Genomic DNA, 26,697 nt, shown 5'->3' with positions numbered 1-26,697 from the left:
CTCTAATCCTCCAATGCTGCAAGATCCGACTGCTCATAGCGATTATGCCCCTGCAGCTGTTTTTTATATTTCCAGCACCTAATAGCATCCTCCAATGATTTTCCCTGATTATCTGCAAAGAAGTCACGTATATAAGTGTTATACTCAAATTGCCTGTCAATTTTTGTTTTCCCTTTTTTCTTATCTTCTATAATTTGATAATAAGCCGCAATCGCATCCCTGTAAGTTTTGCCTGCATTGCCTTTCAACCATTTTTGAAAAGCAACATTAAAAGAAAAACTATTCCCAATTTGTTCTTTAAAAAATGCCCTGTGTTTTTCTGAACAGACAAAGTCAGGTTCAATCTTTGTATCCTCCCGAATATCGGATATCACCACAGCCTTTTTCTTGGCGGCTGCCGCAGATAATATCTTTCCAGTATCAAGGAAATATGCAATCCTGTCTGTTATCTCTATCTTGCCCCCGGAAGTGGGCAAACCATTTTTCCTGCAAAAATCCACCAACTCTTCTTTCAAATAATAGAAATCACGAAATGTTTTACTATTTAAATTTCTGTCCAAAACAGGTCTTTCCGTCATATTTATCCTCTTTCCTCTATAGTATATTTTTATCCAAATAACTCTGCAAACCTTCTGCAAATTGTCCTATATGTAGACCATCCACAAAAGAATGGTGCGCCTGAACAGAGACAGGCATCATGATTCTTCCATCTTTTTCATAATACTTTCCCCAGTCAAAAAGAGGTGTTGCATTGTCTTTTTTTCCTGAATTCGTATGTGAAATGTGCGTATATGTGACCCACGGCATAGGTGAACACTGAAATACATCGTTTCCCAACGGCCCCGTAAAATATTCTTTCTGTTCCTCCGCTGTCCTCAGTGCAACTCCGCAATATTCTTCCAAATCATCTATAAATGGAACATTCACTACTTTAAACAGTTCTGTCTCCTTATTTAAATACGTGAATGCTGTATCAATCCTGTCAAACAGTACAATCTGTCCATCTACAAACCTATAGCGGAATGCCTCAATCTCATTTGCACATTTACAGACAGCATAAACCATCGCCATTGTAAAAGAAAGCCCCCGTTCTTTCACCACGCGTTTAAAGTTTGTAATATCCACCTCAAATGTCACACAAAATGCTGGTTCAATACTGTTCCTGAAAACCATACAGTGCATTGCCCTGTCCCATGTTTTTTCATCAATCACTCTGTACTGATTAGACATATCTTTTCCCTCCAAAATTAAATTAATCAGTTCTGCACACTGGAATATTTATACTTTATCGTTCCTTTTTCTGTTATCCTTTCGTGCTTTATACCAAATATAAAGGCAACATCCTATAGCTACAAGATAGCCGCCAATTAAAATAAACAACTGGCTGCCAACAGGATTTATCATTTTACAAACCGGATAAAACGATAGTATAAGAAGTGTCGGGATTACTCCTCCTAGAAAAACCTTTCTTCTGGTAGATAAATAAACATGTCCCCCCAATAATGCCATCATTATTATAAATGATAATAATTCTTCAAAATCAAATCCACCACTAAATACCTGCATTATATACAATATAGCCATTGCAATTGCAAAACATATAAAAGTAGTCATATTCCCTCCTTTTTGGTTCCGTAAATATAACATACCGGCATCAACTTCTAAATAGCTTCTTCCAAAAAGCATCATAATCTTCCCGCACGAAGTTCTCCTCAGACGATAATATCTCATATCTTACACCACGCATTGAGAAAAACTCGTTCGTTTCATAAATTCCATTCTTTTTATAAAACTTTATGCGCCTGTTCCTCGCTTCAGCATTATCCGCATTTTCATCAGGTGCTTCCACTTCAAGTAAAATAGTTTTATCCGGATATCTATCCCTTAACCATTTTATAATTTCCGAGCCATGTCCCTGCCCCCGCAATGCGTTACTAACAGCAAGATATAGAATATACAGTATCTTTTCCTGCTCAATAACATAAGCGAATCCACATAGCTTATCGCCATCGTAAAATGCTTTTGCGTGAATAGTCTTACGATGTACCATGATTCTCAGAATCCATAAAGGGATCTGTTCCTTACGGGGAAAAGAGCGTTTGTACAGTTTTTTAATAGCCGTATAATCCGGCATTTTCTTATGAATATTTTTTGCTGCTAAGTTCATTTTTTATCACCATAACATTTTTTGAATAGTCCGAATGAATTTTTTGAGAAGAAAACAGGATTTATATTCTGGTCATTATGACCTCCGATTTGAAATACTGTTCTTGAAACTTTACCTGCTCCCAGATTTCCGCTTCCGTAAAATGACAGTTATCTGGTGCGACAACCCATTTTTCCTCAATATCATCATATCTATGTATGATTGCAATTACTTTTCCGGTAAACTCTTTGACAGCATGATTGACACCCAATATATAGGCATCCTGTTCTTCTCCATCCTGTGCCATAACTCCCTCTATAAAACCATAGTTAACTGGATAATAGATATCTTTATGTACAGGATGGAAGGTCCCTAATGGTCTGTCAACTGTTACTTTTACAATATCACCAATCATAGTCAGTCCCTCTGTAGCCCCGCCTAATGCTCGCCGCTCGCGGGAATAAACACATATTCAACTAATCTTCACGATGTTCTTCCCCCCAGATGCATAACTGGTCAAGCACCTGCATTAGAGATTTCCCCTTTTCTGACAGGCTGTACTCTACCTTTGGAGGGATTTGTGGGTATACATTCCGCAGTACAAGGCCGTCAGACTCTAATTCCTTAAGATTCTGGCTTAATGTTTTATCAGATATTTTCTTCAAATATCGCTGAAGTTCATTGAAACGGACAGTTTCAAATTCCATCAGACAATATAGGATAATCATTTTGTATTTACCAGATATCAGCGATAAGGTATAGCTAAATCCGGTTTCTTCGAAATTCGCATTCTCTATATATTTTGATATCATAAACATTACCACTTTCTTTTAGGTAAGTACCTTACTTTAATGTAGGTACTTGTTTTTACTTCTATCTATATTATAATGGTCTCAGCAGATATGTAAAGTATTGATTCAATTATTTTTAAATGGAGGTTGTTTATGAAAAAAGATTTAGGAGTAAAGCCGTATTTATTTCCGATGCCTGTTCTGATGATTTCAACTTACGGTGATAATGATGTAGTTGATGTTATGAATATGGCCTGGGGTGGTATTTGTGCACAAAATATGGTATCCCTGAATATCAGTAAAGGGCACAAAACATCTGAAAATATCCAGAAGCGAAATGCTTTCACCCTCAGTATTGCCGATATTCCTCACATTGAGGCCGCCGATTTCTTCGGTATCGCAACTGGCAATAAAATGTCCGATAAATTTGAGCGTACCGGACTGACTGCCACTAAAAGCCAGAAAGTAGATGCCCCTATCGTGAATGAATTCCCGCTCACGCTGGAGTGTAAGGTTGTCGAAGCAAGAGACGAGGTATACGGCTTTCATGTAATTGGTGAGATTGTAGGTGTCCTTGCAGATGAATCTGTACTGGACGAGAGCGGAAAGGTTGACCCGTCAAAACTAAATGCATTCGTTTTTGATCAGTTCCAGAATGGTTATTACGCTATTGGGGAAAAAGTAGGGCAGGCCTGGAGTACCGGAGCACCACTGATGAAAAAATAAAAACTGGACACAAGGGACGCTTCACATAATGAGGTGTCCCTTTGCATTTTGCAATGAATGACAGTTTTTCTTAGCTTCCCTATGTCATTCATATTTATGCAATACCCGTTTTTCTTTTAATCCAAATTTTAAGACAACAGCGGACATAAGCGACAGGCTGGCGCCGAACAAAAATGGTGCAAATGTTCCAACATTATCCCAAAGCAATCCAGCAATAATGCTTGCTGGAAGTAAGGCAGCACCGATTAACGTAGAGTGAAGCCCCAGCATAGTACCTTTTAACCCTTCTGGAGCTATTTCAGATATAAATGCTTTTTCTACCCCACTGATAACCGCCGTATAAATACCGTAAAGAATAAACGCAAATACGATCATAGCCTTATTTGCTGCTAATGCAAACACTGCATATACCGTTGCAAATATCATATAGCCTAAGATCAGTACATTCTTTCTTCCTATTTTATCTGACCATCTTCTTTTGCATCAGCACTGTCTGCCGCCATAACATCTCTCGGAGCGGTTCGAATGCCTTTTCCAAAACAGTCAACGATTCTTGCAAACAGAATACCCGACCATGATCCGGCGAAGATTAATGCCAGTCTGTAAACCAGCCCTGCTGCATAACCGATAAATGAATAGTATTCCCCCAATAATGCCTTTAATTAAGCCATGAATTACAGGGTCATAAATAGCTTTATGTTTAGAATGACAGATACCGGATAATCTGTCAACTCCAGATAAAATAATCAATCACCCAACAATTCTAAATTCCTGATGGTCAGTTTCTCTGGATGGCAATGAGGAAGTCATTGGGGACAACATCTTTCAGAACCCCAGTCGGGAAAAAGACGCCCAGAATAGGAGGAGAGGAATCAGCAGGCATTAGCATCGGAATCGCATTCTTCCCTGCCATATCTATTTGTTAGCATGCAATTTAAAGCGGCTCACCTTGTTTTTCAGAAGCTGAGACTGCCCGTAGAGTTCTTCAGACGCAGCGGCTGACTCCTCTGCTGTGGCAGAGTTTGTCTGTACTACGTCGGATATCTGGTCGATGCCTGCGGATACCATTTCCGTCGCGGCAGCCTGTTTTTTAGATGCCTCCGCGATTTGGTTTATTTTAGCTATCATTTCATCAGTGCCATTAACAACATTCATTACTGACGCTGCCGTCTTTTCCACTATTTTCGTTCCAAGATCAACAGCTGAAAGAGACTGCTGGATCAGCACCTCTGTACTCTTTGATGCTTCCGATGACTTACCGGCCAGATTACGCACTTCCTGGGCCACAACTGAAAAGCCCCTGCCTGATTCCCCTGCCCGGGCCGCCTCCACGGCAGCATTGAGTGCCAATATATTCGTCTGGAATGCAATATCATTGATCATTTTAATGATACTTCTAATCTGTATAGAGCATCCATTGATCTCCTCCATTGCATCCTTCATTTCCTGCATCTGCTGATTACACTCAAGAAGATCTGCAGCCATCTCACCTGCAGCTTCTTTTACCGATTGTGAGTTTTCCGCATTTTCACTCACCTGCTGTGATATTTCTGACATGGTTACTGCCAGTTCTTCTGCCGAGCCGGCCTGGGAGATTACACCTTCAGAAAGCACCTGTGCACCACTGGAAACCTGATCGGATCCGCTGGCTACCATGTCAGAGAACATATTAATCTCTGTCATAGTCTCATTCAAAGAATTAATCACAATAAGAAGAGCCTCCTGTACAGGCAGAAAATCCCCCTGAAATGTTTCGTAACTGGGTATCTCCAGATTCCCCTCCGCCAGCTGCTGCATAGCCTTGGAAATCTCATCCATATAATAGAAAATCTTATCTGACATTTCACGCATACTGTTGGAAAGGCTTCCCAGTTCATCCTTTGAGATATATTTAATATCGACTTTCAAGTGTCCCAGTGCCATCTGCCTGGACGCTGCTTCCAACTCCTTGATCGGTCTGGTAATACTGCGGGTTATATAAATACCAAATAGAATGCTCACAAGTACACTGGCAACCCCCAACGCCGACAACATAACAATGAATTTCGTCTGTTCAGCACGCAGGTTGACAATCAGAGCATCTGCTTTCTTATCTGCAATGTCAATGAGCTCATCCAATTCTGCCTGTGCCTTATGGATGGTGATAACATTGTTGGCTTCCATATAGGTGGCAGCCTCCTTTCTGCATTGCCTCAAAGTTGGAATTCACGGTATTAGCTGCGTTCAGCACTTTAAAGGGCCCCTTATAAAAGTTCTCTACTTTTGACCTTATCCTTACCAGGTTTCCAATACTCACTGCAATACAAATGACCAATAATGTCAAAACAAATGCGTAAGAGATAATAAGTTTCCTACTGACTTTCAAATTCTTCACAGATTTTTTCCTCCTGTTAGTAATCCGGTACCCTTATGCATGTGTTCCTTCCTTATTAATTCAAAGAACGCATCCGAACTCATGGGTTTGGCAAAGTAATAACCCTGTCCATAGTCACAATGATACTGATGCAGCAGATCCAGCTGCTCTGCCGTCTCAATTCCTTCTGCCAAAGAACGTGTCATCGGAAGCTCCTTACATATCTGCATCGTATTCTTCATAATAATACGGCTTTTGACGTCACTGCTTAATTTATCCACCAGGGATTTATCAAATTTGATCTCACTGAATTCAAGTGTAGTCAGGATCGACAGATTGGAATATTTGGCACCAAAATCATCCAGGGAAACAGAGAATCCTTCTGCAGCTATCTGTTTCATTAGCTTGAGTAACTGCTGTGGCTCCAGCTTACTGATATTTTCGGTCACCTCTATGGTGATATTCTGCGCAGGGACACCGTATTCCCGGCAGATTTGCCTGATCTGTGTCATAATATCAGAGGCCATCAGCGTAATACGTGAAAAGTTTGAGGAGATATGGGTTTCAATCCCCTGGCTTTTCCATCTCTGCAGATCGGCACAAACCATCCGGAATACTAACAGATCCAAATGGCGGATGACGCGCTCCCTCTCATAGTTGGGAATGAAATGGTCCGGCAGGATCAGCTTTCCCTGCTTATCCCTTTTCCGTACCAAAGCCTCTGCACCAATGATCCGCCCTGTTTTCAGGCAGATCTGCGGCTGGTAATAGACCTCAAAGCGGTGGTCAGATATATCCCTTAAAAGCTCCGTGGCGATACCAGTGCGTGCCGTTTTCTTTCCTTGCAGAATTGCGTGATAATACCGCTGCTTTTCTGCATACATCAGATCATCAGCCTTCAGGATCTCTTCATCGGGGGATACATTTCCTTCCCTCCAGGTATGGCCAATGGAAACATCATATTTTTTGTTCCTGCCAAAATCCAGGATCAGGCTTTCTGTAAGCCGATGAAAATCCTGTTCACTGATATCAACACAGAGCACCGTAAACTCATCTCCGCCTACCCGGTATGCATCACATCCTACGTGAGACTTCAGGGTATCTGCCACCTTTTTGATCACTCTGTCCCCATACTCATGACCGTTATTGTCATTTATCTTTTTCATCCCATTGATGTCGATATAGATAACGCCTAATGACTGCAGAGTTTGTTCAGAAAGCCTGTCCAGCATTTTTATGTAGCTGTTCCGGTTTTGCAGGCCGGTGAGTAAATCCGTATAGCTGGACTGCTCCAGATTCTGAATCAGCCTGCGCCGCTCCATTTCCTCCAACACAAAGCTGGATACACTGCGCAGAAGCGTTAGATCCTCTGTGCTTTCCGTAGGATTGTCTACGCCAAGGAAGCCGATAATCTGACCATTTTTTCTGAGCGGAGCAACGGCAAGGCTTTCAATCCCCTGGTCCTTTAAGATGCGGTACTCTGGTGAAGCCACAGACAGATCCTTGTCCAATGACGTGATAAAAAACTCTCCGTCAAGCTCAAATTTATCGTTCCACTCACTAACATATTCAATGGGAATTTCCTGCAGCATATCCATTTGATAAAGAATATCGGGAGCGCACCATTCAAAGGTATTTTTGATATGATCCTTTTCGTATTCAAAAATATATGCCCGGTCCGCTATATAAAAATGGCCGATAATCTCCAGAAAGTGGTTCACCGCCGTGTTCACATCCGGTTCACTGGAAAGCGTTTGAATACATTCAACCAAGGTTTCTTCCATTGTGAGCCGGTTGGAAACACGGTCAAACCTTTCTTTCTCGTCCGTGATATCACGCGCAATCTCAAGCCGGCAGTTCTTGCCTTCAAATGTAACTAAAATATCTGTAATATCAAACCACATCTGAATCTTTTCGTTATAATGCTCCCAATGATAGGGCTGTCCTGGTATCAATTTACTGTTTGTACAGAATGGACAGACCGTATCCAGACCCTGAATCAACTCGTAGCATTTTTTTCCGTATATCTCCTGCACATCCTCAAATCCATATAGGGTCGCTGCTGCTTGAGTCATATATATTATTTCATTGGTAGCCGTATCCGTAGCATACGCTACCAAATTTTGCTGGTTGATGATAGCTTGTTCAAAGAAAGATTCTCTCACAGTATACCCCCCTAATCATCAGATCTGTAATTAATCTTTGCCTTCTTTGGCATATAACAGAATGGAAACCTCGTTTAATCATTCCGCAGAAATCAAATACTTTTCGATCTCCAGGGCCAGAGTATCAAAGCTCAATGGCTTTGCCATATGGCCATTCATCCCTGCAGCCTTTGTGTTTCGGATATCCTCAACAAAAGCATCCGCTGTCATTGCAATAATCGGTACTGTCCCGGCATCCGGACGGCTCAGTGCCCGGATCGCACGGGCAGCCTCATAACCGTTCATCACCGGCATCTGAATATCCATCAATATCAGAGAATAGTAACCGGGAGCGCTGGCCTGAAAAAGCCTGACTGCTTCCTCTCCATTTACAGCAACCTCCAGCCGGGCGCCAAAGCTTCCCAGCAGTTCTAAAGCAATTTCACGGTTCAGCTCGTTGTCTTCTACAAGCAGAAATGTATTATCTCGGAAATCGTATACCACATTTTCATGACTTGATGCTTCTTCACCCTTCAGGTACTTCAGCATACAATTCCTGAATGTAGACTGGAAAAAGGGCTTTTCTATATATCCGTCAATCCCCGTGGTCATCTCATTTTTGATCTCGCTCCAATCATAAGCGGACACGACCAGAAGCGGCAGCTCACCTACAGATTCTCTTCGAATCTGCTCTGACACATCCAGCCCATCCATCCGGAGCATTCTCCAATCCATAATGATCATCTGATATTCTTCGCCTGCCTGATGCCTGTCACGGATATGGGATAATGCCTCATTAACACTTTCCGCACAGTCTGCCCCAACTCCGAGATCACTCAGAGCCTGCTGTGCATCCATAAGGACAACCGGGTCTGCATCCACCAGCAGGAGCATACCGTTTATACCGGTAAAATCAACAGTCGAATGCCCGATGGGCTGCATAGGCAGTGTCACATAAAAAGTGGTGCCCTGTCCGGGCAGACTGTTCAATTGAATGTTACCGCCCAGCAGCTCAGTGAGCCGTTTCACAATGGCAAGTCCAAGGCCGCTGCCCTCGATCCGGTCTGTACGGCTGTCACGTTCCCTTGCAAATGTCTCAAAAATATGTTCTTGAAATTCTGCGTTTATGCCGGGGCCGGTGTCTGCGATAGTAAAGGAAAGTGTCGAGTTTTCTGGAATCTGTTCCACTTCAAATACGATCTGCCCATACTCCGGTGTGAATTTCGAGGCATTAGACAAAAGGTTCAGCAATATCTGACGCAGACGCAGCTCATCACTATAATAATGTTCCTGCCGGATATTCCGCAGATGAACCTTGAAATCATGATATTTTGTACGCACATTTGGCAGAGTGATCATAATGATCTCCCTGATCAGATCCGGCAGCGAAAAAGAGGCCGCATGAATGGAAACCTTGCCGCTTTCAATCTGTGACATATCCAGTACGTCATTGATCAGGTCCAGAAGGTGATGGCTGGAGAGCCGGATCTTATGCAGACAATCCTTTACGCGTTCTGGTTCCTGCAGGTGGGCATCCGCGATCTCCGTCATCCCGGCGATCGCATTCATAGGTGTGCGGATATCATGGCTCATGCGGGAAAGGAAATCCGACTTCGCCGCATTTGCCAGTTTCGCAGACTCCAGTGCTGTGTTGAGCATCTCCGTGCGCTCCTCCAGCTGGTGCTGGAGCTTTCTCAGTTCCGTAATATCCGTAATGTCAATAAAGACCACCAGATAAACCGGGTCGTCGGCAATGGGATCAATACAGGTGCCGTGGAGCTGAAGCCAGCAGTCCCTGCCAAATTTGTCTTTGACACGGATGGATTCATCCAGCTCCAGCGCCTCTCTGTTCCGTAAATCCGGAAGCAGGGAATCAATAGTCTGACGGCTCTCCGGATGTAACACTTCCATAAAATCAACAGCAGACAGGTTGTCCAGATCCATATCAAAAAAATCCTTTATGCGGCTGCTGGCATCGATCATCATGAACCGGTCCGGTAAGATCCGGTATTTTACAATGAAACCGGGTACGTGTTCATAAGCAACGCTTTTATCCTGCTGTGCCTGCAGCAGTTCAGTGACGTCAATCATGGTGGTATAAGCCAGCTTTTTCCCATCCTGAAATTCATTTGTAAAGAAATCCACCATCTTTACCCATTTTGAAGATCCTCCCGGCAGCTTTAACGGCAGATATGCTTCAAAACTATCCTCTCCCGCCGCAGACATGCTGTCAACCTTGCTGCAGATGATGTCCCAGGTCTCCTGATTATCCATGAAATATTCGTCACAATGGTCATGGAATCTGGCCTCATATTCGGATTTGGTGTACCCGATGAGCTGATAATAAAATTCATTGGCCCAGACCAGGGAGAAATGTTCATCCACCTTGTGCTTGCTGACGCTGACCTTCATTGCCTGCATCATCATTTCCAGTTCATTCTTCGTCTGTACAAGCTCTGTCACATCTGTCATAACGGTATAGGATGTACGGTAGCCGTTCACATACTGATCTGTAAAAAAACTGACCAGTTTTACCCAGTAACTGGTGCCATCCTCATATTTCATTGGGACGATCAGCTCGTATTTGTCCTCCCCCTTCTCTAAAACAGATGCGACTTTTTTGGCAAGCATGTCCCAGCCCTCAGGGTTATTGCTATAATATTCATCCGCATGGTTGTGGAACAGGGATTCATATTTTGACTTGGGATAACCGATCAGTTTATAATAAAATTCATTCGCCCAGATGCAGGTAAAGTGCTCGTCCAGCAAATGGGAGCTAACACTGACATTGAGTGCACTCATAAGCATTTCCTGTTCGCGCGTCATCGTCTCATAGTTTTTCTGTGCGCGTAGCTGCTCTTTCTGCACCTGCATCATTTCCGTCACATCCACCATTGTGGTATAGGCAACCCGATACCCCTCTATATATTCCTCTGTAAAGACAGCCTGCAGCCTGATCCAAAATGAGGAGCCGTCCGGATGGACCATTGGCAGATAAACCGAGTACCCTTTTTTCCCGTCCGACAGGCTGGCCTCTATTTTATCTGTGAGTATTTTCCACCCTTCCGGATTATTTTCAAAGTACCGGTCACATTGATTTTGGAACCGTTCCTCATACTCTGCCCTGCTGTAACCGATCAGCTCATAATAATAATCGTTGGCCCAAATGCATGTGAGATGCTCGTCAACAAGATGCTTACTGACACTGGCACCTAAAACTCCCATCAGCATACTGTATTCATTATTGAGCTGCTCATAACTTAGATTAATCTCCACCTGGCTCTCCTCCATCGTATTCTTTATTTTAATAACTGGATCCATTCTGTTTGAAAACAGCTGAGCGGAAGTAAGCCGCTTTTCCAACTATAGTAGTAACTCTAAACACCCTTAAATTAGAACGCTTCTGTTACGGCCGTTTCTCTTAGCCTGATAGAGGGCATCATCTGCCCGGCGGATCAGGTCATCCGGACAGATATCATCCGGGGTTTGGAAAACAGCTCCAATACTGACGGAGGTTGCAAAAAGATTCCCCTGATATTCGAGCTGCATATGTGATATCCGCCCCACAAGACCTTGCAGCAACTTGGAGACACTCCCCTGCTCTGTTTCATATAGCAGAAGCAGGAATTCATCACCGCCGAACCTTCCGATCACTGCGTCTTCCGGCAACAGTTCTCCTACTCTTTTTATGACACGTTTCAGGGTCATATCACCTGCCTCATGTCCATAGGTATCATTGACATTCTTAAAACCATCCAAATCGAGGAGTCCCAGTACAACAGGAGTCTCCTTCATTCTATTCTGAAGCCGCTCGGAAAGGAGTTCTATAAAATATTTCCGGGTTAAGCAGCCAGTCAAAGCATCGTAACAGGCCTGCTGCCTCAGCCGTTCAATGAGGTCCAGAGAGTGCTTCAGCTCACGCAGATCACGACTGTAGGCGATAATAATATCTTCATCATCATCTCCAATTACCGCCTTCACCAGTGTGACCTCGCATGGGATGTGCTCCCCACTCCGGTTCATATAAACCCATTCAAAAACATAGCGCCTGTTTTCCTGGATCTCGCTCATCGTTTTCTTTCTCTTTTCTGTGCTGATAGAACCATCCGGCTGATAAAGCGGCATAAAACTGTCAAAGTCATGGAGGACTTCCTCTTTATCCCTGGCTCCCAGCATCTCAACAGCGATCTGATTACAGTCCAGAGCTTCCTGACACATGTTCCACAGGACACAGGCGAGGGGTGAGGAATCCACCATTGCACGAACACGCCTTGCCATCAGACGCTCTGCCTTTTCAGCTCTGATCTGGTCACGGAGGTCTCTGGTATAACCAGCCACCATTACGCTGCCGTCCTCCTCCAGCCCTTCAATGCGCACCAACGTTATTTCAGCGGGGATCAGTTCTCCGTCCAGTTTTTTGTGCATCCAGTTAAACTGGATGCGTCCCATCTGCATCGCCTCCTGGATCCTCTCTTTCGACCGCTCAGAGCTCAGACTGCCATCCGGCTGCCGTTCAGGGGACAACAGATTAAAATGATCGAGGTACTCCTGTTCACTTTCCAGTTCAAAAAGTTCCACTGCCTCGCGGTTGCACATAGTGTTGTGGAACTCTTTATCCCAGAGGTTCAGACAGAGTGGAGTCGCGTCCAGCAGCGCCTTGAGCCGCATCCTAAACTTCCATCGTTTTTCCGTTAATTCGATTTCTCCGCGGAGATCCCGCGTATAACTGGCCACAACAAAGTCCCCCCTGTACGGGATCCGTACTGATACTACCTCTACCGGTATACTGCCTCCATCTTTATCACAATGCATCCATTTAAATTCAGAACGTCCGGTCACAAAGGCCTCCATGAGCTTTTCATGTACAACTTCAACGGAAGTACGGCCGTCTGCCTGACGGAGGGGAGAAAAGCGGTAGAAGTATTCGGCCACCTCCGTTTCCCCTTCTGCTCCAAACAGCTGGACTGCCTTTTCATTACAGGCCATGATCTCAAACTGGCGGTTCCAGAGCATGAGGCACAGAGGCGTCGCGTTCAGCATGGAAAACAGCAGTTCCTTGCTGTTTTCCAGTTCCCTTTGTAGCTTCTCCTTATTAATAGAACTTATCAGGTTCCTGCTGTCGTAGGCAGAGGTAAGATAGTTCTGAAAAAATTCCTCCTGTTCCACCGGCCTGGAAATATAGAAACCCTGAACCATATCTGCGTTGAGCAGGCTGATAGTCTCCCACTCTTCCTTTGTCTCAACGCCTTCCATGCAGACCGCTTTTCCCAGATTGTGGCACAGCCGGATAACGGACTCCACAAAGTCATGGTTATACTGGCTGATATGCAGTGCCTTGACAAAATAGCGGTCGATCTTCACAACATCCATGCCGATCTCAGACAGGCGCCCGAGGGAGGAATAGCCGGTGCCAAAGTCATCCATAGACAGCTCTATACGCATTTCATTTAAGCGTTCCAGCGAAGCATTCACCCTGGCATCATCCGTTATGAAATAGCTCTCCGTCAATTCCAAGGCCAGATTCCGCACGGGCAGGCCATACTTCCACAGCAATGCCGCCACTTTATCACAAAATCCGGAATCACGCAGCTGCACAAAGGACACATTGACATCCATTACAAAATCCGGTTTTAGTTCCGTCCAGACTTTACAGACACGGATGGCCTGCTCAAGCACCCACAATCCCACCGGAAGGATCAGGCGGCTGCTCTCCAGCAGGGGGATAAACTCTGCCGGTGATATCTCCCTGCTGTCCGGCATCCGGTACCGCAAAAGGGCCTCCGCTCCAAGTATCTCCAGAGTATCTGTTCCACAAATCGGCTGGAAAACCAGACGAAATCCCTGATAACCATTGTCTATGCTCTGTGCCAGGCAATGGGAAAGCTGCAGTTCATCAAGCAGCCCTGCTGTGAATTCCACACACTGGTTCTTCCCATTTTCCTTTGCCTGTCTCAGCGCGGCACAGGCCCCTTTCTCCAGCTCTACCCAGCTGTGCGCTTCCTCCGGATATGCGATGATCCCTCCGGACACCGTAAACCGGTAGGTGCTGCCGTTTGTCCGATGCGGTTCAGAGGCATACTGCCGGATATTTTCGTAGATCTGAAGCATCTCCTCCCGCCGGACATTATTTCCAGAGAGTAGGAACTGATCCCCATCATACCGATAGAGCTTCACCTGTTCAGGGAGCATCTTTAGGATATCCTGGGCTGTTGTGCGCAGCACAAGATCCCCAAAGCTGTGGCTGTTGAGTATATTGATATTTTTAAATCCATCGATTCCTAAAATCAGGAGCTCCCCATGAAAGCCTGCCCTGCCTTCCAGTGTACTTTCAAACCTTTCACGGCTGTAACTGTGCCGCAAAAGACCGGTCACCTGATCCACACCCTCATACTGCTCCATATTGCGCAGTGTGCCTACGATCAGCAGCGGCTTACCTGCACTATTGCGTTTGATCTTTGTTCGGCCACTCAGCCAGATGTAGGTGCCGTTTGCCGTCAATGCCTGATACTCCAAATCCAGGGTGTCCTCTTCAGAGTTGATAAACGCCCCATACAGATCCCGCACCCTTGCCCGGTCATGGGGATGGATCCACTTAATCCCCGTTTTCAGACAGTTGGTCATGCGGTTTCCGGCAAGCCCCAGGTCAGAGACCATATTGGGGGATGCCGAGAGGACATCCGTTTCCAGATCCCAGACATATATATAATCGCTGCTGATCGATGCTACTGCATTATATAAAAACATTTCCATCCGGTCAGAGTCTATATCGAACAAATCCATAGGAACACCTCCTTAAACCGCTTTTATGAAAGCGTTCTTCCAAAAGTCATCCGCTCGAACTCCTCCGGTGGTACTGGGCGGGAAAAGATATATCCCTGCAGCAGATCGCAGGTCGTCCCTTTCAAAAAATCCTTCTGTGCATCCGTTTCTACACCTTCTGCAACCGTAGTCATCTTCAGCTTGGCCGCCAGCTCAAGCACAGAAGTGACCACATCCCGTTCCCGCGGGTTGTCCATTTCTTCAGAACCAAAGAACGCCTTGTCCAGCTTGATGGAATCAATGTCAATATCTTTCAGCACATTGAGCGAAGAATAACCGCTGCCAAAATCGTCCATAGAGCAGTGATACCCGCCTCTGTGGAACGTATCGATGACCTGCATCAGCACGTCCGGATTTTCAAATACCAGTGTTTCCGTCAGTTCGATCTCCAGCAGTTCTGCCGGAATGTTATACCGTTGGCGGATATCCTCGTACCGCTTCAGGAAATCCCGGTCCAGCAGATGTGCCCGGGACATATTCACGGAAACCGGCACCGGCTTCTCACCGTGACCGATCCATTTCCGCAGCAGTGCGCACACACGCTCAAACACATAGAGGTCCAGCTTTACAATAAACATGTTCTTTTCAAACAAAGGGATAAAATCATTGGGCGGGATCAGACCTCTCTCCGGGTCAAGCCACCGTACCAGTGCTTCTGCTCCCGCAATGGTCCCATCGCGCAGCGACTGTTTCGGCTGGAGATACACGACGAACTGTTCTTTTTCAAGCGCATCACGCATCCGGTTTTCGATTTCTTTCTCCTTCATCAGCCGTAGCTGATCCAGCTCAGAATAAAACATGCAGATACACAGCTTTGCATCTGCTTTCCTGACGATATTCTCCCTGGCTACGTTTGCCCGGTCCTGAATCTGCATGATGGGCAGCTTTGGATCCTCCACATAATAGACGCCTGCTGTCAGGGAAAGGATATATTTCTGTTCCGCATCCTTGTTAAAGTGGTTGACCTTTTCTGCAATATCATTCAGACGCGCCTCTATTTCCCTTTTTTGCGCAGCTTTGAGCAGAAGGCTGTAGTTATCCGCAGAAGTGCGGCTCACATATTCCCCCTCCTCCAGAGAACTGCGGATCACGCCATGTATGTATTTCAACGCCTCATTTCCGCTTTCAACACCAAACATTTCATTGAGAAGCTTGAATTTCTGTACGTCCATCCAGACCAAGGCGTAAGTTCCGGCCGGTGCTGCTTTTATCGCCTCCTCGGCTTTCAGTTCAAAGCAGGTACGGTTAAAGCCGCCGGTCACCGGGTCCACAAATGCCAGCTGCTCCAGCCGCATATTGGTTTCCTTCTGTAATTCCCGCTGCCGTGTAAGGTCAGTAATGTCTATATAAACCATCAGATAGACCGGGTCTCTGTCAATCGTATCAATACAATCTCCGTTTAACTGCAGCCAGACAGCATGTCCTTCTTTATCCCGTGCTTCCATCGTAAACCGGACTGGTTTTCCCTTTCGCATGATAGGAAAGGACTCCCTTAGTGCCGCCTCATTTTCCGGTGTATTTAAGTTTACCAGGGCATTCTGCTCCCGATGATCAAAAAAATAAAGAAATCGTTCATTGGCATCCACAAGTTCAATCTGACTTTCCCTGATCCGGAATTTTGCGATAAAACCGGGGATGCTGTTGTAGGTAACTGTTTGTTCTTTCTGCATCCGGATGATATCGCTGATATCGCTCATCACAGTATAAGCAATGTGGTATCCGTCAATGACATCTTCCGTGTATGTTCCAACCAGCCTGACCCAGATCATATGGCCATCCTTATGGCGCATTCTTGTGATATGCTCGTATCGTAACTCACCGGCTTCGAACGCCCCCATAGCAGCTGCCACGATCCCATCCCAATCGTCTGTATTACTGCGGAAAAAGCGGTCGCACTGGTTTTCAAATACCGCCTCATACTCTTCTTTCGGATATCCAATCAGGTCATAATAAAAATCGTTCGCCCACACAACCGTAAAATGATCATCCAGAAGATGTTTGCTTACACTAACACGCATGGAAGTCATCAGAAGATTATACTCATCGTTTTCCACAAAGTTACTTCCCGATGGGCTGTGTTCATACTTTTTCATTTTCACATTCTCCCCTTTCATGTAGGGTTATAATAGTTATTTCTGTATATCTATCCATCGTTTAAACTGTTCTTATTAATTTTTATTGTGCTCATTTAATATTTTTTATTATAAGCTATGTTTATAAATTATTCAATAAAATAGTCCCTTTAATGGTGTTAAAAATGTTAAAATATAAATATCTTTGTAGTTACGGCTTTCCCATTTCTTTGTATTTCGGAGAATATGTGGTATATTAAAGAAAATGTTATCTTTAGGAGGATGAATTAAACTTGGATGAATTAAATCTATACAATATAGCCTACAAACATCTGTATAACTGTATTCTTTTCGGCTTATATCCTACCGGATCGAGTCTTCCTACTGTGCCCGATCTTTGCAAAACCTTTAATGTTTCCAGTGCCACCATTCACAACGCCCTGAGGCTTCTGGAGGAAGAGAATTATGTATCTCTGAGCCAGGGGCGGAGTGCGATTGTTACTTATGATATTAAAGAAGAGGAATGCCGGACAGAATACAGGGCTTACAGCTATGCTACAAAAGATGCACTGCTGGACCTGTGTAATACGATGCTGCTGATATGGCCGGAGGTTATGCTGCAGGGATTGAAATTATGCGATAAAGAAGATTTGAAAAAGCTGACAGAAATTTTTGAACGAATGTCACCTTACAATGAATATCCGTTTTTTGATTTCTTTCTTCATATCCTGAAAGCCCTGGGAAATCCTCTGTTTCTCAACTTATATATGAGCACAAATTTCTTCGGACACCCCACGATTATGCATCTGGGGGACAACGCGTATACATATGGTTATATGACCTATTTAAAAAAGGTAACTGCACAGATACTTTCCCTACGTAAAGCATCTGATTATGTACAGCTAAAAGATTTGCTGACCCGTCTGTACCAGAAGCATATCAAAGGGGTACGCCTGTATTATGATACGCTGCCTGTGCCTGAGAATCCGGCCAAGCCGATCCCCTATGAGTGGAATTATTTCTCGGAACGTCCGCTGGTCAGTTTTAATCTGGCCATGAAACTTCTCCGGCAAATTTACTCTTCTTTGGGGAATCAGGAATTCCTCCCCTCGTTTACTGCTCTGGCGAAACAGTATTCTATGCCATTAATTACAGTGCGCCGGGCAGTGAAAATACTCAGCGACATCGGAATTGTAGAGACGATCCCCGGAAAAGGGACACGGGTACTGGTGGGATTTGATAACCCGGCGCCGATTTCCAAACTCTCTACCCCCAACCTGAAAAAAGCCCTGCTGCAATATTTACAAAGCATGCAGATTATCCTGATAATCTGTAAAGATGCAGCCCGGTCTGTTTTTCCTACGCTGGCGGATACTTCCATTCAAAGTACCATATCCTGGCTGAAAAATATTCAGATGTCCAAGGACTACTACATGACATTCGGTATCTGTTTCGTCCTGCTGAAAGAGAACGCACAATCGCCAGCTTTACGTCAGATACTGGGCGGACTGATGTACTTTCAGTATCTGGGGTATCCGCTCAATGATATGAAACCATACGATTTTAGATTTGATTCCCGGTCAACCATAATCCTGCTGAAAAGTCTGGAAGAAAGAGATTCTGAGCTGTTTGCCACAGAACTACAGCATCTGGCCCTTGATATCTTTAAGGCTGGAAAAGAAAAACTCATTGCCGGTGGTATTCATGAAGCCGATGCCATCATGCTGCCGACCTTCGATTAAGGGTTAATCTATTAGGAAACAAAAAAGCAGAGTAGCCATACGCCCACAGGCGCGGCCCTCTGCTTTTTTTCTATTACACGAAAGATATAACAATGTTTCAAACCTTTACTTTGTAAAAACACCACAAATCGTTTCGCCTGTGTCTGAATATTCCTTTCCTGCTACATCACCATAAATTTCAAACATAAAGAAACCTGCACCCTGGATTTCTGACAGCAGCTTTTCTTTAGTAAAAAAATGATCCCAGACATTATAACAGCTTATAGTTTCATCAGTTAAAACAACACATTGGCGAAGTTCCGTAGCATCCTCGTCATCATATTGGTATACAGACTCCAAACAAATATGTGGTTTTTCGCACCAAAACCCGCCTGCCTCACAACATTCCCATGACCGGCTTTCTTTCTGTCTCATAATCGGTGTAAAAACATCAACAATAAACTTCCCATTTTTCTTTAATGCCCGATAAATCTTCTTTAATAAATGAAGCCGGTCAGATACCGGCATCACTGCATAGTCACAGTAAATTAACGTTATTACATCGAACTGCTCTGTATAATCAATCGTCAGGTAGTCCTGATAAAAATATTCGATTGCAGCGTTATGCAGTAATGATTGTTCTTTTGCGTAATCTATAGAACGTTTGGAAAAGTCCACTCCTGTCACAGAGTATCCTGCATTGTAAAAACGCTGGGCGTATAAACCGGGACCACATCCCAAATCAAGTAAGAATTTGTATTGGGACGGCGGGGCAATTTTAGAAATCCATTCGACTGATTTGTTTAGAAATTCATGCCTGCGGGTTGCCGCGTCCTCAAGTGGATTCAAATGCGCCGCCAGCATCCCCTTTGATATATGTATGTCATTCCAGAAATCTCCTGTACTTGGAGCATATAGCTGTGGTTTCTTTAAATAACCACTTAATTCATTCATCATAATACTTCCTCCAAAAGCATTCGCTTTTTCTTATACAATGGTGCTTCTGTGAGCGCGCTACCACTTATCATAATGTACCACCGCCTCTTTTCTTTCACTTCTTCAGTATTTTTTTCAAATGTGCAACATCTAACAAATTTACCGTTTCGAATTTCCCCTTATAAAATACTGCCCAGTTATTGAAAACACAAGGCAGCTCCTTTGCTTTCTGCAGCGTGTCTATCTGAATAAATGAAGACGGGATATCGTGTTCAAAACAATATTCTTTTAAGATTTCAATATTTTGATAAATATAAGGGCACTGCATATCATAATAAATGGTCAGTTCTTCCCTCTCAATCGCACACAACTTTGCATTCTGATTAAACGCCGGAACTGTTCCATCAAAAGAAAGCGCAAGTAACTCATATCCACTGTCAGTGGTATCTACAACCTCAAAACCACATTTTTTCGCGAAAGACTGGTCTGAAAGCCATGCTTTTTGCTTTATCGCCCCAAGCATACATATTCCGGATTTCCCTTTTTCCTTCGCATCCGCAATACAATACTCCATTAACGATTTTGCATACCCCTTCCCCCGATAATCGCCTAAAACCCACAGGCAATAAATATAATAATAATTATCTCCCGTAATGGGGACCCATGCAGTTTCCAAAGGGGCATACTCAATAAATACGGTCCCTTTTACTTCCAGTTTTCTAAAAGTATGTCCTTCTTTTAGCCTTTCAGAAATCCATTGTCTTTTAGCCTCCACACCCGGATGCAGCTTTTTGGTACGGATAATGCAGCACAAATGTTCATTGGCGAGATTTTCTGCCGTCAAATTTACAAACTCTTCACTCATATTTCAATTTACCTCGTTTTCAATTATAATTTCCTTGGGCGGAGAGAACCGGAACTTATATTCTTTTATTTTATCATAGAAATTTTTTTCTGTCTTAATATTTAATGGCATCCGTCCTTTATTTCTTTAACTACTAATTATCAATTACTCTTATATACAATTCTTTGTTTCTCATAGCCTTCAACTTTCAGGGAGGAACTAAAATGCATCTTACAGACTCAACTATTTAAAATCTCTTTTCAAGTATTTCTCTATGTACTCCCGACATCCATCTTCTAAAATATGAAATGCACAACTGTTGTTTGTTAAAATCTGCTTACGATTTGATGTAACCATCGCATATATTTTATTAGCCTTCTTCTGAATTTTCTCTGCATTGTGCATACAAAATTGATATTCTTTATTTAACAATAGTCGGTATTTCTCGTCTTCAACATCCTTGATTACTAATTTTTCAAGACATTCATCGGGTACAGGAACCATATAATTAAATCGCAAGGAACCTTTTACTTCTTTTTCATCTCCTGGCACACGAATCAAAATATTTGCCTCCTGCTTCTTATCAAAAGATGATACAGAAACATAATAATTCATATTATTTACTTGCATAACAGCACCAAATGCAAACTTATTACGGCCTGTATACCAGGTATTCGGCACTTTCGTAACTCCTCTTTTTTCCTTTTCGTATCTTTGTAGAAACCTAGTGTATTCCTCATTTATACGGTAAAAATCCATTTTTATCCTCCATAGTATAATCACACATACCGTTTTACAAGGGGCAGTATTAGTGTATGAAAACCAGACTGCACAAACTATACTGATGATATTGTTCCTCTTTATAACACGCTATTTTGGTATAATAAAACAACCAACTTTGACAATAAAAACTATTTAAAAGCTGAACATTTCAATACGGGAAAATACAACATTGTTGTAAATGAAATTTAAAGAAAAATATTTTATTTATGATATATGGACGTTTTTGAGATTTCTGATAAAATTAACAAGGAGATAAGCTACTTATCTCCCCGAAAATTATCGATTCGCATTTTAAGCTGCGAAGCACTTAAATTAAAGGTTCACATTCAAAGTAGTGAAGCACTTAAATTAAGGGTTTGCACTCAAAGTAACAATGCACTTAAACCGAACAAATTTCTTTGCTCACTTATATTATATGAAGTTCCTCTGGAAAAATCAATAAAAATTTTATTAAGGATACCTTCTTAGCGCACCATAGATTCCCTTGAACCACATACCTTTATTCCCCAGCCGGCAATGTATCACTAAATATCCTCTGGTACTGCTTTGGCGTCAGCCCGATAAATTCTTTAAAATAGTTTGTAAAATGGCTTTGATCGGAAAAGCCCGTCATTCCCGCGACATCGATCGGTCCAATCCCCTGTTCCAGCAGTTTCTTTGCCCTCTCTATGCGTATGGTCTGCAAATAACGGTATGGTGATACCCCCACTTCTTTTGTAAAAGACCGCAGGAGGTAAGATTTTCCGGCCCCAATCATGGACGCCAGATCGTCCAATGCAATATTTTCAGCCAGATGCTGTTCCATGTAGCTGCAAAGCATTTTTGTCTTCTCTCCCGGCCCGTCATCTCCAACCATTTCAAACGGGGCGGCATATTCCTGCAGAATCTGGTCTATCAGGCAAAATAAGGACTCTTCTTTTTTCAGTTTTGGCATATCCAAAAGCATCGCTTCATACACCTCTGCTACTGACAGCGCAATTTCACTTTGATAAACGACATTTTGTGTGAAATGAGGAATGTAATCCTTCCCTGTGATTTCTCTGGCAATGCCGAGCATGACATCGGTGTGAATATTCACGGCACGGTAATCCAGCAGTTCCCTGCCTATAGGCGCACAATAATGGTTGTCCCTTGGATTAAATAAAATCAGGTCGCCGGCATTCAAATCGTACTCCTGCCCCTTACACCAAAGGTGGCGCTTTCCGCCCTCGATGAACCCAATCACATAATATTCATGAAAATGATTTGGAAACTTCTGTACAATGCCGCTTAACTGATATGCCTCTATTCCCAGATCACGGTCATAATAAATATGGCGCTGTTCCTGATTTCCACTCATGCCAGCTTACCTCCTATGCTTCATATTAAATAATTTTACCATCCCGGCGTAAATTTTTCTTGCAAGATATGGCACAAGTAGAGAATTCCCATCATCTCGCTACTCGTAGTTTGATTTTTCCCATGCTTCCACTTCATTTAATAATAATGTCCGGATAAACGGATTGTTTTCAGGGCAGGCAAGAAACATAAAAGCGCTGCTGCGGCATTTCTGGTAGTGCTCACCCTTCATCCAAAAGTCATAGCCCATTGAACATCTCGGATTACAGGCATTCGGATCTGCCATACGCTTACATATAGGCGCTTTCTGAATCGAGCGGGCCATCTCATCCGGCAGTGTTTCCAAAACCTCTTCATACTCATTCACATGAACTCCATAAATCCGCACAAGCATGCCCTTTTTCCGGAATACATAATTGGCGACTGTCTTCTTATTATATATGTAAGAAACCATGTAACCGCTTTTGGCAGTCTTAATCTCTATCTTACATCCATGCTCCATTAACCTGTCATGTAACTCTTTTACAAAATCCTGGTTCTCCGCCGGAACCGTGGCAATAAAATCGTTAAACTCTGTCTTCTCCATAATCATTAATTCCTCTCTGCTTTTTTGTCTGTATTTTTCTGATTATAACTTAAATAGCAGAATATTACCTCTCTTTTACTGCACCTTTCGGATAGGTCGTATAATGTATTTTATCATCCTCCCCTATCCTGTAAAGCAGGAGATTGTTTCCAGATCTTATTTTTCCACTAAATTAAAAATTGTTTCCACATTTTATATTCCACTAATAAAAGACAGGCGGGCCGTCAATGACTGGCATATGCCCACTTATCTGCCATTGACCGGCCCGCCTGCTTTTACTGTTTGTTCCGTAAAAATAACAGGATATTGACAATCCGCTTCGCTGTGTCTGTTAAATCTCAAAATCCTCTGAATGGAAATTACTATAATATCTGCCTTTAACGGCCGTGAATTTCAGGACGCAGTAATCAGGGTCTGTTACACCTTCTGTGTAATACATCGTGTCACCCTCCTGCCATAACATTTCTTTCGCCTCATTTGTTTCTAATACTTCCACAGTTCCCATCAGGCTTGCTCCACGGAAAAATCGTTTATCCACAAAATAAACGCTGGCTTTTGGGTTTTCCCGCAAAAATTTCACTTTATTTGAGGATGTATTTGTATGAAACCAAAACACCTTGATTCCCTCCCGTATCCTCGGTTTCAGCATTGCCTTTGTTACCGGGAATCCCTCATTATCAATATAGCAGATAAAAGCCGTACTATTTTTATCTGCCATATTTCCTATGGTCTGCTCTGGATTTTTCATCATGGTAAAACCCTCCCCTGTTTTTTATTTTTATTCTAACAGAGCACGGAACGATTGTACATTACACACTTTTTTGTGTGCACCTATATCAATCCCTTATTTTTCAAAAATTCTTCCTTACCGTCCTCTTTCATTAACTCAATTCCGATTTCCTGCATTGCAGTAATGACACTCAGCATCCGCCGGCCTTTATCTGTAAGGGAGTATTCCACCTTAAGAGGATAGCCCTCATATGGTTCTTTTTGTACCATACCGAAATCCTGCAGTTCCCCCAGATGCTGCAACAGCATTTTCTGTCCGATCCCGGCGATATCATTCTGCAAAGCTGAAAGGGAAACGGCCCCCTTCCCCAGCTGCCATAAAATGATGGGCTTCCATTTTCCACGTATAATATCATGCGTTAATTCCAATGGGCATGTATAACTGTCCCGCATTTTCATACAAATACCTCCGTAAATTAAATAATATTAATGTGATTTTGTTTTTATTGTAGCAGATTAAAAGTCCCCACTCTACCTTTTCCATTTTTTTCTATGATTTTCTTCACTGTTAATTAGTTTTTTTGTCTCCCATGACTTACCTCTAAAGTAGATCACACCTGCCAGCGCAGGTAGAATAGGAGAAAGTGCCTGACCAATATAAACTCCCATAAAACCCATTTGCATGGGAAATGCCAGAAACCAGCAAACTGGCAGGCGCACGATCATGGCATCTAAAAAAGCATTGCACATAGCAATATTCGCAGAGCCCACGCCAATCGCAAAGGAATCCAGCGTATACATCACCGCATAAACCAGACTGTTTATACTGCAGCAGATCCGAAGATACATGACTCCCTCTGTGATGACGTCCGTACTGGCCGGGTCAAAAAGCATAATGATGGCTTCCGAAAAAATTTGGACGAATACAACTGTAATAAACGTAATAAAAATATTTATCAACAATCCGTACCGTGTAGTTTTCTTTACTCGTTCCATATCCTTTGCTCCCATATTCTGTCCTGCCATAGCAGTTACAGCCTGTCCGACCGCCCAGCACGGCATGCCTGCAAAGGTATTTACTTTTAGTCCTATGCCGGAAGCCGCCGCCACCGAAACCCCAAAGGTATTCAACATGCCGGTGACCAGCAGATACGAGATGTTTACAATTACCATCTGGGCAGCAGCAGGCAGGCCTACCTTCAAAATGATAATTAATTTCTCTCTTTGCATGGCAAAACTTTCCAGCTTAAAATCAAATATAAAATCCTTTCGCTTCAAATGTATAACTGAAACAACCAGGGATATCCCCTGTGAAAAAATAGTAGCATAAGCAGCGCCCTTTGTACCCATCCCCATCGGGCCGACTAGCAGCAAATCTAAAAAAACATTTATAACTGCAGCCACGGCCACAAAGTATAACGGGCTTTTGGAATCTCCAAATCCTTTCATAAGCGAACAAACCGCATTATATCCAAAAACGAATACCGTTCCCATGCAGATGATCTGCATATAACCGCAGGCATCTTTCATCGCCTCCACAGGTACATGGAGGAGCGAAAAAAGAGGAGAATATAAAAGTAAGCCGGCAGCCGTAACAAGGATGGAAGCAATAAAAGACAAGCTGAATAAGGTTCCAATCGTTTCCTTTTGCCCCTGTTCATCATTTGCCCCTTTATATTGGGCTGCTAAAACGGTCCCTCCCATTGTGACACCAATACAAATAGAATTAATTATGAAACTTAACATGGATGCATTGCTGATAGCGGCAAGCCCGGCCTTTCCTACAACACGCCCCACCACCAGCATATCCGCAATACTATAAAGTGACTGTAATAAATTTGCGCCCAATAAAGGAATCGCAAATCGTATCAGTTTTTGGGGAACACTCCCCACCGTTAAATCCTGTTCCTGATTTTCCATATTAAATAATCCTTTCAAAATAGCAAAAGGCCGCAGACAAAACATTGTCCACGGCCAAATTTCCAATCATTTCAGTTCATCAAAAAAGGTAACACAAATAAGGCTCTTAAACCAGAATCATCTGATTTATACAGCCCTGCCTTTCAAAGAAACCTGTTTATCTGATTGGGCTCCGCACAATGTCCTGTTTTATGTGATCGTGCAGAGCCAGATCCAATGCAAAACTTCCCATATAGCAACATTGTACTCACCCCTTTTCATCTTTTTAATGGATTAATTATAAAAGAATTAAAACTTGCTTGATAACTTAATAGACTTTACACTCATTGATTGCGTGGTATATGTAGTCGCTGACTATGATACGTGCTCTAAACACTCAACTCTTTCAGCAAGCTCATCAATTCGCTTATTTACCAATTTGTAAACGTCATTATCGATTGTTTCCATTCTAGTTAACGTATTGACCGTACTCTGGATATTGTCAAGCTTTTTCATGATAATCTCATTTCGATCGTCTGTATAACCCAGACAAGTATTCAGAATGTCTGCCTCCATCTTTTCCATACGGTCAATGAGTTCTTGCTTTATAGTATCAACTTTGTTGTCCAAGGTGCTAAATTTGCCATCTAAAACCACAACTTTGTTATCTAAGTCCACAAATTTATTGTCCAAGGTCTCTACTTTATTGCCTAAATCTACTACTTTGTTGTCTAAGGTTCCAACCTTGTTATCTAAGTCCACAAATTTGTTGTCCAAGATCTCTACTTTGTTGTCCAAGGTCTCTACTTT

The 26,697-nt window shown here is 43.0% G+C and carries 25 protein-coding genes; 2 read left to right on the top strand and 23 right to left on the bottom strand.

The window, feature by feature from the left end; genetic code table 11:
* Positions 1–2: 2 nt before the first annotated feature.
* The 6 genes from ABIN22_RS22125 to ABIN22_RS22100 all read right to left on the bottom strand — a co-directional run bounded on the left by ABIN22_RS22125 (position 3) and on the right by ABIN22_RS22100 (position 2,958).
* Entirely contained in the window at positions 3–578 is a 576-nt protein-coding gene (locus ABIN22_RS22125) for a DUF6434 domain-containing protein (protein WP_346911299.1), read from the bottom strand.
* A 16-nt stretch (positions 579–594) separates the two neighbouring features.
* On the bottom strand, positions 595–1,230 hold the full coding sequence (locus ABIN22_RS22120) for a CatA-like O-acetyltransferase (RefSeq protein ID WP_346911297.1): 636 nt from the start codon (positions 1,228–1,230) through the stop codon (positions 595–597).
* Positions 1,231–1,278: 48 nt separating this feature from the next.
* Positions 1,279–1,614 carry a hypothetical protein gene (locus ABIN22_RS22115; RefSeq protein ID WP_118619442.1) on the bottom strand — a complete coding sequence of 112 codons (336 nt, stop codon included), beginning with the start codon at positions 1,612–1,614 and terminating at the stop codon, positions 1,279–1,281.
* A gap of 40 nt (positions 1,615–1,654) precedes the next feature.
* The gene (locus ABIN22_RS22110; RefSeq protein WP_346911295.1) at positions 1,655–2,167 is read right to left on the bottom strand and encodes a GNAT family N-acetyltransferase; all 513 of its coding nucleotides are present in this window, start codon (positions 2,165–2,167) and stop codon (positions 1,655–1,657) included.
* Between the two features lie 61 nt (positions 2,168–2,228).
* A complete protein-coding gene (locus tag ABIN22_RS22105; protein ID WP_118619446.1) occupies positions 2,229–2,561 on the bottom strand; it encodes an inorganic diphosphatase in 333 nt (110 codons plus the stop codon).
* A 61-nt stretch (positions 2,562–2,622) separates the two neighbouring features.
* Entirely contained in the window at positions 2,623–2,958 is a 336-nt protein-coding gene (locus tag ABIN22_RS22100) for a winged helix-turn-helix transcriptional regulator (RefSeq protein WP_118619734.1), read from the bottom strand.
* 132 nt (positions 2,959–3,090) lie between these two features.
* On the opposite strand from ABIN22_RS22100, the gene ABIN22_RS22095 reads away from it, so the two are divergent.
* Positions 3,091–3,663, top strand: coding sequence for a flavin reductase family protein (locus ABIN22_RS22095; protein WP_346911293.1), 573 nt, complete (start codon positions 3,091–3,093; stop codon positions 3,661–3,663).
* A gap of 84 nt (positions 3,664–3,747) precedes the next feature.
* Here ABIN22_RS22095 and ABIN22_RS22090 read toward each other — a convergent pair whose 3' ends face one another.
* From ABIN22_RS22090 to ABIN22_RS22055, 8 genes are all read right to left on the bottom strand, one after another.
* Positions 3,748–4,089, bottom strand: a complete 342-nt coding sequence (locus ABIN22_RS22090; protein ID WP_346911291.1) for an MFS transporter — start codon at positions 4,087–4,089, stop codon at positions 3,748–3,750.
* A gap of 29 nt (positions 4,090–4,118) precedes the next feature.
* Complete coding sequence (locus ABIN22_RS22085) at positions 4,119–4,313, bottom strand: hypothetical protein (RefSeq protein ID WP_346911289.1); 195 nt, start codon at positions 4,311–4,313, stop codon at positions 4,119–4,121.
* A gap of 128 nt (positions 4,314–4,441) precedes the next feature.
* On the bottom strand, positions 4,442–4,576 hold the full coding sequence (locus ABIN22_RS22080; RefSeq protein ID WP_346911287.1) for a hypothetical protein: 135 nt from the start codon (positions 4,574–4,576) through the stop codon (positions 4,442–4,444).
* 2 nt (positions 4,577–4,578) lie between these two features.
* Positions 4,579–5,826: a methyl-accepting chemotaxis protein gene (locus ABIN22_RS22075; protein ID WP_346911285.1), complete on the bottom strand. Its 1,248-nt coding sequence runs from the start codon at positions 5,824–5,826 to the stop codon at positions 4,579–4,581.
* Between the two features lie 207 nt (positions 5,827–6,033).
* Positions 6,034–8,181 (bottom strand): sensor domain-containing phosphodiesterase, encoded by a 2,148-nt coding sequence (locus ABIN22_RS22070; RefSeq protein ID WP_346911283.1) that lies wholly within the window; start codon positions 8,179–8,181, stop codon positions 6,034–6,036.
* Positions 8,182–8,259: 78 nt separating this feature from the next.
* Positions 8,260–11,481, bottom strand: a complete 3,222-nt coding sequence (locus ABIN22_RS22065; RefSeq protein ID WP_346911281.1) for a hybrid sensor histidine kinase/response regulator — start codon at positions 11,479–11,481, stop codon at positions 8,260–8,262.
* A gap of 66 nt (positions 11,482–11,547) precedes the next feature.
* The gene (locus tag ABIN22_RS22060; RefSeq protein WP_346911279.1) at positions 11,548–14,940 is read right to left on the bottom strand and encodes an EAL domain-containing protein; all 3,393 of its coding nucleotides are present in this window, start codon (positions 14,938–14,940) and stop codon (positions 11,548–11,550) included.
* Between the two features lie 23 nt (positions 14,941–14,963).
* Positions 14,964–17,072, bottom strand: coding sequence for a putative bifunctional diguanylate cyclase/phosphodiesterase (locus ABIN22_RS22055; RefSeq protein WP_346911277.1), 2,109 nt, complete (start codon positions 17,070–17,072; stop codon positions 14,964–14,966).
* A gap of 272 nt (positions 17,073–17,344) precedes the next feature.
* Between ABIN22_RS22055 and ABIN22_RS22050 the strand changes: the two genes are divergently transcribed.
* Positions 17,345–18,793 (top strand): GntR family transcriptional regulator, encoded by a 1,449-nt coding sequence (locus tag ABIN22_RS22050; protein WP_346911275.1) that lies wholly within the window; start codon positions 17,345–17,347, stop codon positions 18,791–18,793.
* 105 nt (positions 18,794–18,898) lie between these two features.
* On the opposite strand, the gene ABIN22_RS22045 is transcribed toward ABIN22_RS22050, so the two are convergent.
* The 9 genes from ABIN22_RS22045 to ABIN22_RS22005 form a co-directional block, all read right to left on the bottom strand.
* A complete protein-coding gene (locus ABIN22_RS22045) occupies positions 18,899–19,729 on the bottom strand; it encodes a class I SAM-dependent methyltransferase (protein ID WP_118619460.1) in 831 nt (276 codons plus the stop codon).
* A 94-nt stretch (positions 19,730–19,823) separates the two neighbouring features.
* A complete protein-coding gene (locus ABIN22_RS22040; RefSeq protein ID WP_346911273.1) occupies positions 19,824–20,573 on the bottom strand; it encodes a GNAT family N-acetyltransferase in 750 nt (249 codons plus the stop codon).
* Positions 20,574–20,795: 222 nt separating this feature from the next.
* On the bottom strand, positions 20,796–21,311 hold the full coding sequence (locus ABIN22_RS22035; protein WP_118619464.1) for a type III toxin-antitoxin system ToxN/AbiQ family toxin: 516 nt from the start codon (positions 21,309–21,311) through the stop codon (positions 20,796–20,798).
* A gap of 523 nt (positions 21,312–21,834) precedes the next feature.
* A complete protein-coding gene (locus ABIN22_RS22030; protein ID WP_346911271.1) occupies positions 21,835–22,674 on the bottom strand; it encodes a helix-turn-helix domain-containing protein in 840 nt (279 codons plus the stop codon).
* Between the two features lie 99 nt (positions 22,675–22,773).
* Positions 22,774–23,259 carry a hypothetical protein gene (locus ABIN22_RS22025; protein WP_346911269.1) on the bottom strand — a complete coding sequence of 162 codons (486 nt, stop codon included), beginning with the start codon at positions 23,257–23,259 and terminating at the stop codon, positions 22,774–22,776.
* Between the two features lie 331 nt (positions 23,260–23,590).
* A complete protein-coding gene (locus tag ABIN22_RS22020) occupies positions 23,591–24,007 on the bottom strand; it encodes a pyridoxamine 5'-phosphate oxidase family protein (protein ID WP_109731931.1) in 417 nt (138 codons plus the stop codon).
* Positions 24,008–24,090: 83 nt separating this feature from the next.
* Complete coding sequence (locus tag ABIN22_RS22015) at positions 24,091–24,447, bottom strand: winged helix-turn-helix transcriptional regulator (RefSeq protein WP_346911268.1); 357 nt, start codon at positions 24,445–24,447, stop codon at positions 24,091–24,093.
* A 72-nt stretch (positions 24,448–24,519) separates the two neighbouring features.
* Positions 24,520–25,908, bottom strand: coding sequence for an MATE family efflux transporter (locus ABIN22_RS22010; protein ID WP_346911266.1), 1,389 nt, complete (start codon positions 25,906–25,908; stop codon positions 24,520–24,522).
* 354 nt (positions 25,909–26,262) lie between these two features.
* On the bottom strand, positions 26,263–26,697 hold a 435-nt coding region (locus ABIN22_RS22005), incomplete at its 5' end, for a hypothetical protein (RefSeq protein ID WP_346911264.1).

It is taken from the genome of Faecalicatena orotica (assembly GCF_905197545.1).
GTDB lineage: Bacteria > Bacillota > Clostridia > Lachnospirales > Lachnospiraceae > Faecalicatena_A > Faecalicatena_A orotica.
This window is presented reverse-complemented; position numbering and strand designations above follow the sequence as displayed.

Coding starts and splice junctions, on each gene's coding strand:
- ABIN22_RS22125 (WP_346911299.1), bottom strand. CDS start 578: ATGACGGAAAGACCTGTTTTGGACAGAAATTTAAATAGTAAAACATTT.
- ABIN22_RS22120 (WP_346911297.1), bottom strand. CDS start 1,230: ATGTCTAATCAGTACAGAGTGATTGATGAAAAAACATGGGACAGGGCA.
- ABIN22_RS22115 (WP_118619442.1), bottom strand. CDS start 1,614: ATGACTACTTTTATATGTTTTGCAATTGCAATGGCTATATTGTATATA.
- ABIN22_RS22110 (WP_346911295.1), bottom strand. CDS start 2,167: ATGAACTTAGCAGCAAAAAATATTCATAAGAAAATGCCGGATTATACG.
- ABIN22_RS22105 (WP_118619446.1), bottom strand. CDS start 2,561: ATGATTGGTGATATTGTAAAAGTAACAGTTGACAGACCATTAGGGACC.
- ABIN22_RS22100 (WP_118619734.1), bottom strand. CDS start 2,958: ATGATATCAAAATATATAGAGAATGCGAATTTCGAAGAAACCGGATTT.
- ABIN22_RS22095 (WP_346911293.1), top strand. CDS start 3,091: ATGAAAAAAGATTTAGGAGTAAAGCCGTATTTATTTCCGATGCCTGTT.
- ABIN22_RS22090 (WP_346911291.1), bottom strand. CDS start 4,089: ATGATATTTGCAACGGTATATGCAGTGTTTGCATTAGCAGCAAATAAG.
- ABIN22_RS22080 (WP_346911287.1), bottom strand. CDS start 4,576: ATGGCAGGGAAGAATGCGATTCCGATGCTAATGCCTGCTGATTCCTCT.
- ABIN22_RS22075 (WP_346911285.1), bottom strand. CDS start 5,826: ATGGAAGCCAACAATGTTATCACCATCCATAAGGCACAGGCAGAATTG.
- ABIN22_RS22065 (WP_346911281.1), bottom strand. CDS start 11,481: ATGGATCCAGTTATTAAAATAAAGAATACGATGGAGGAGAGCCAGGTG.
- ABIN22_RS22060 (WP_346911279.1), bottom strand. CDS start 14,940: ATGGATTTGTTCGATATAGACTCTGACCGGATGGAAATGTTTTTATAT.
- ABIN22_RS22055 (WP_346911277.1), bottom strand. CDS start 17,072: ATGAAAAAGTATGAACACAGCCCATCGGGAAGTAACTTTGTGGAAAAC.
- ABIN22_RS22045 (WP_118619460.1), bottom strand. CDS start 19,729: ATGATGAATGAATTAAGTGGTTATTTAAAGAAACCACAGCTATATGCT.
- ABIN22_RS22040 (WP_346911273.1), bottom strand. CDS start 20,573: ATGAGTGAAGAGTTTGTAAATTTGACGGCAGAAAATCTCGCCAATGAA.
- ABIN22_RS22035 (WP_118619464.1), bottom strand. CDS start 21,311: ATGGATTTTTACCGTATAAATGAGGAATACACTAGGTTTCTACAAAGA.
- ABIN22_RS22030 (WP_346911271.1), bottom strand. CDS start 22,674: ATGAGTGGAAATCAGGAACAGCGCCATATTTATTATGACCGTGATCTG.
- ABIN22_RS22025 (WP_346911269.1), bottom strand. CDS start 23,259: ATGGAGAAGACAGAGTTTAACGATTTTATTGCCACGGTTCCGGCGGAG.
- ABIN22_RS22020 (WP_109731931.1), bottom strand. CDS start 24,007: ATGAAAAATCCAGAGCAGACCATAGGAAATATGGCAGATAAAAATAGT.
- ABIN22_RS22015 (WP_346911268.1), bottom strand. CDS start 24,447: ATGAAAATGCGGGACAGTTATACATGCCCATTGGAATTAACGCATGAT.
- ABIN22_RS22010 (WP_346911266.1), bottom strand. CDS start 25,908: ATGGAAAATCAGGAACAGGATTTAACGGTGGGGAGTGTTCCCCAAAAA.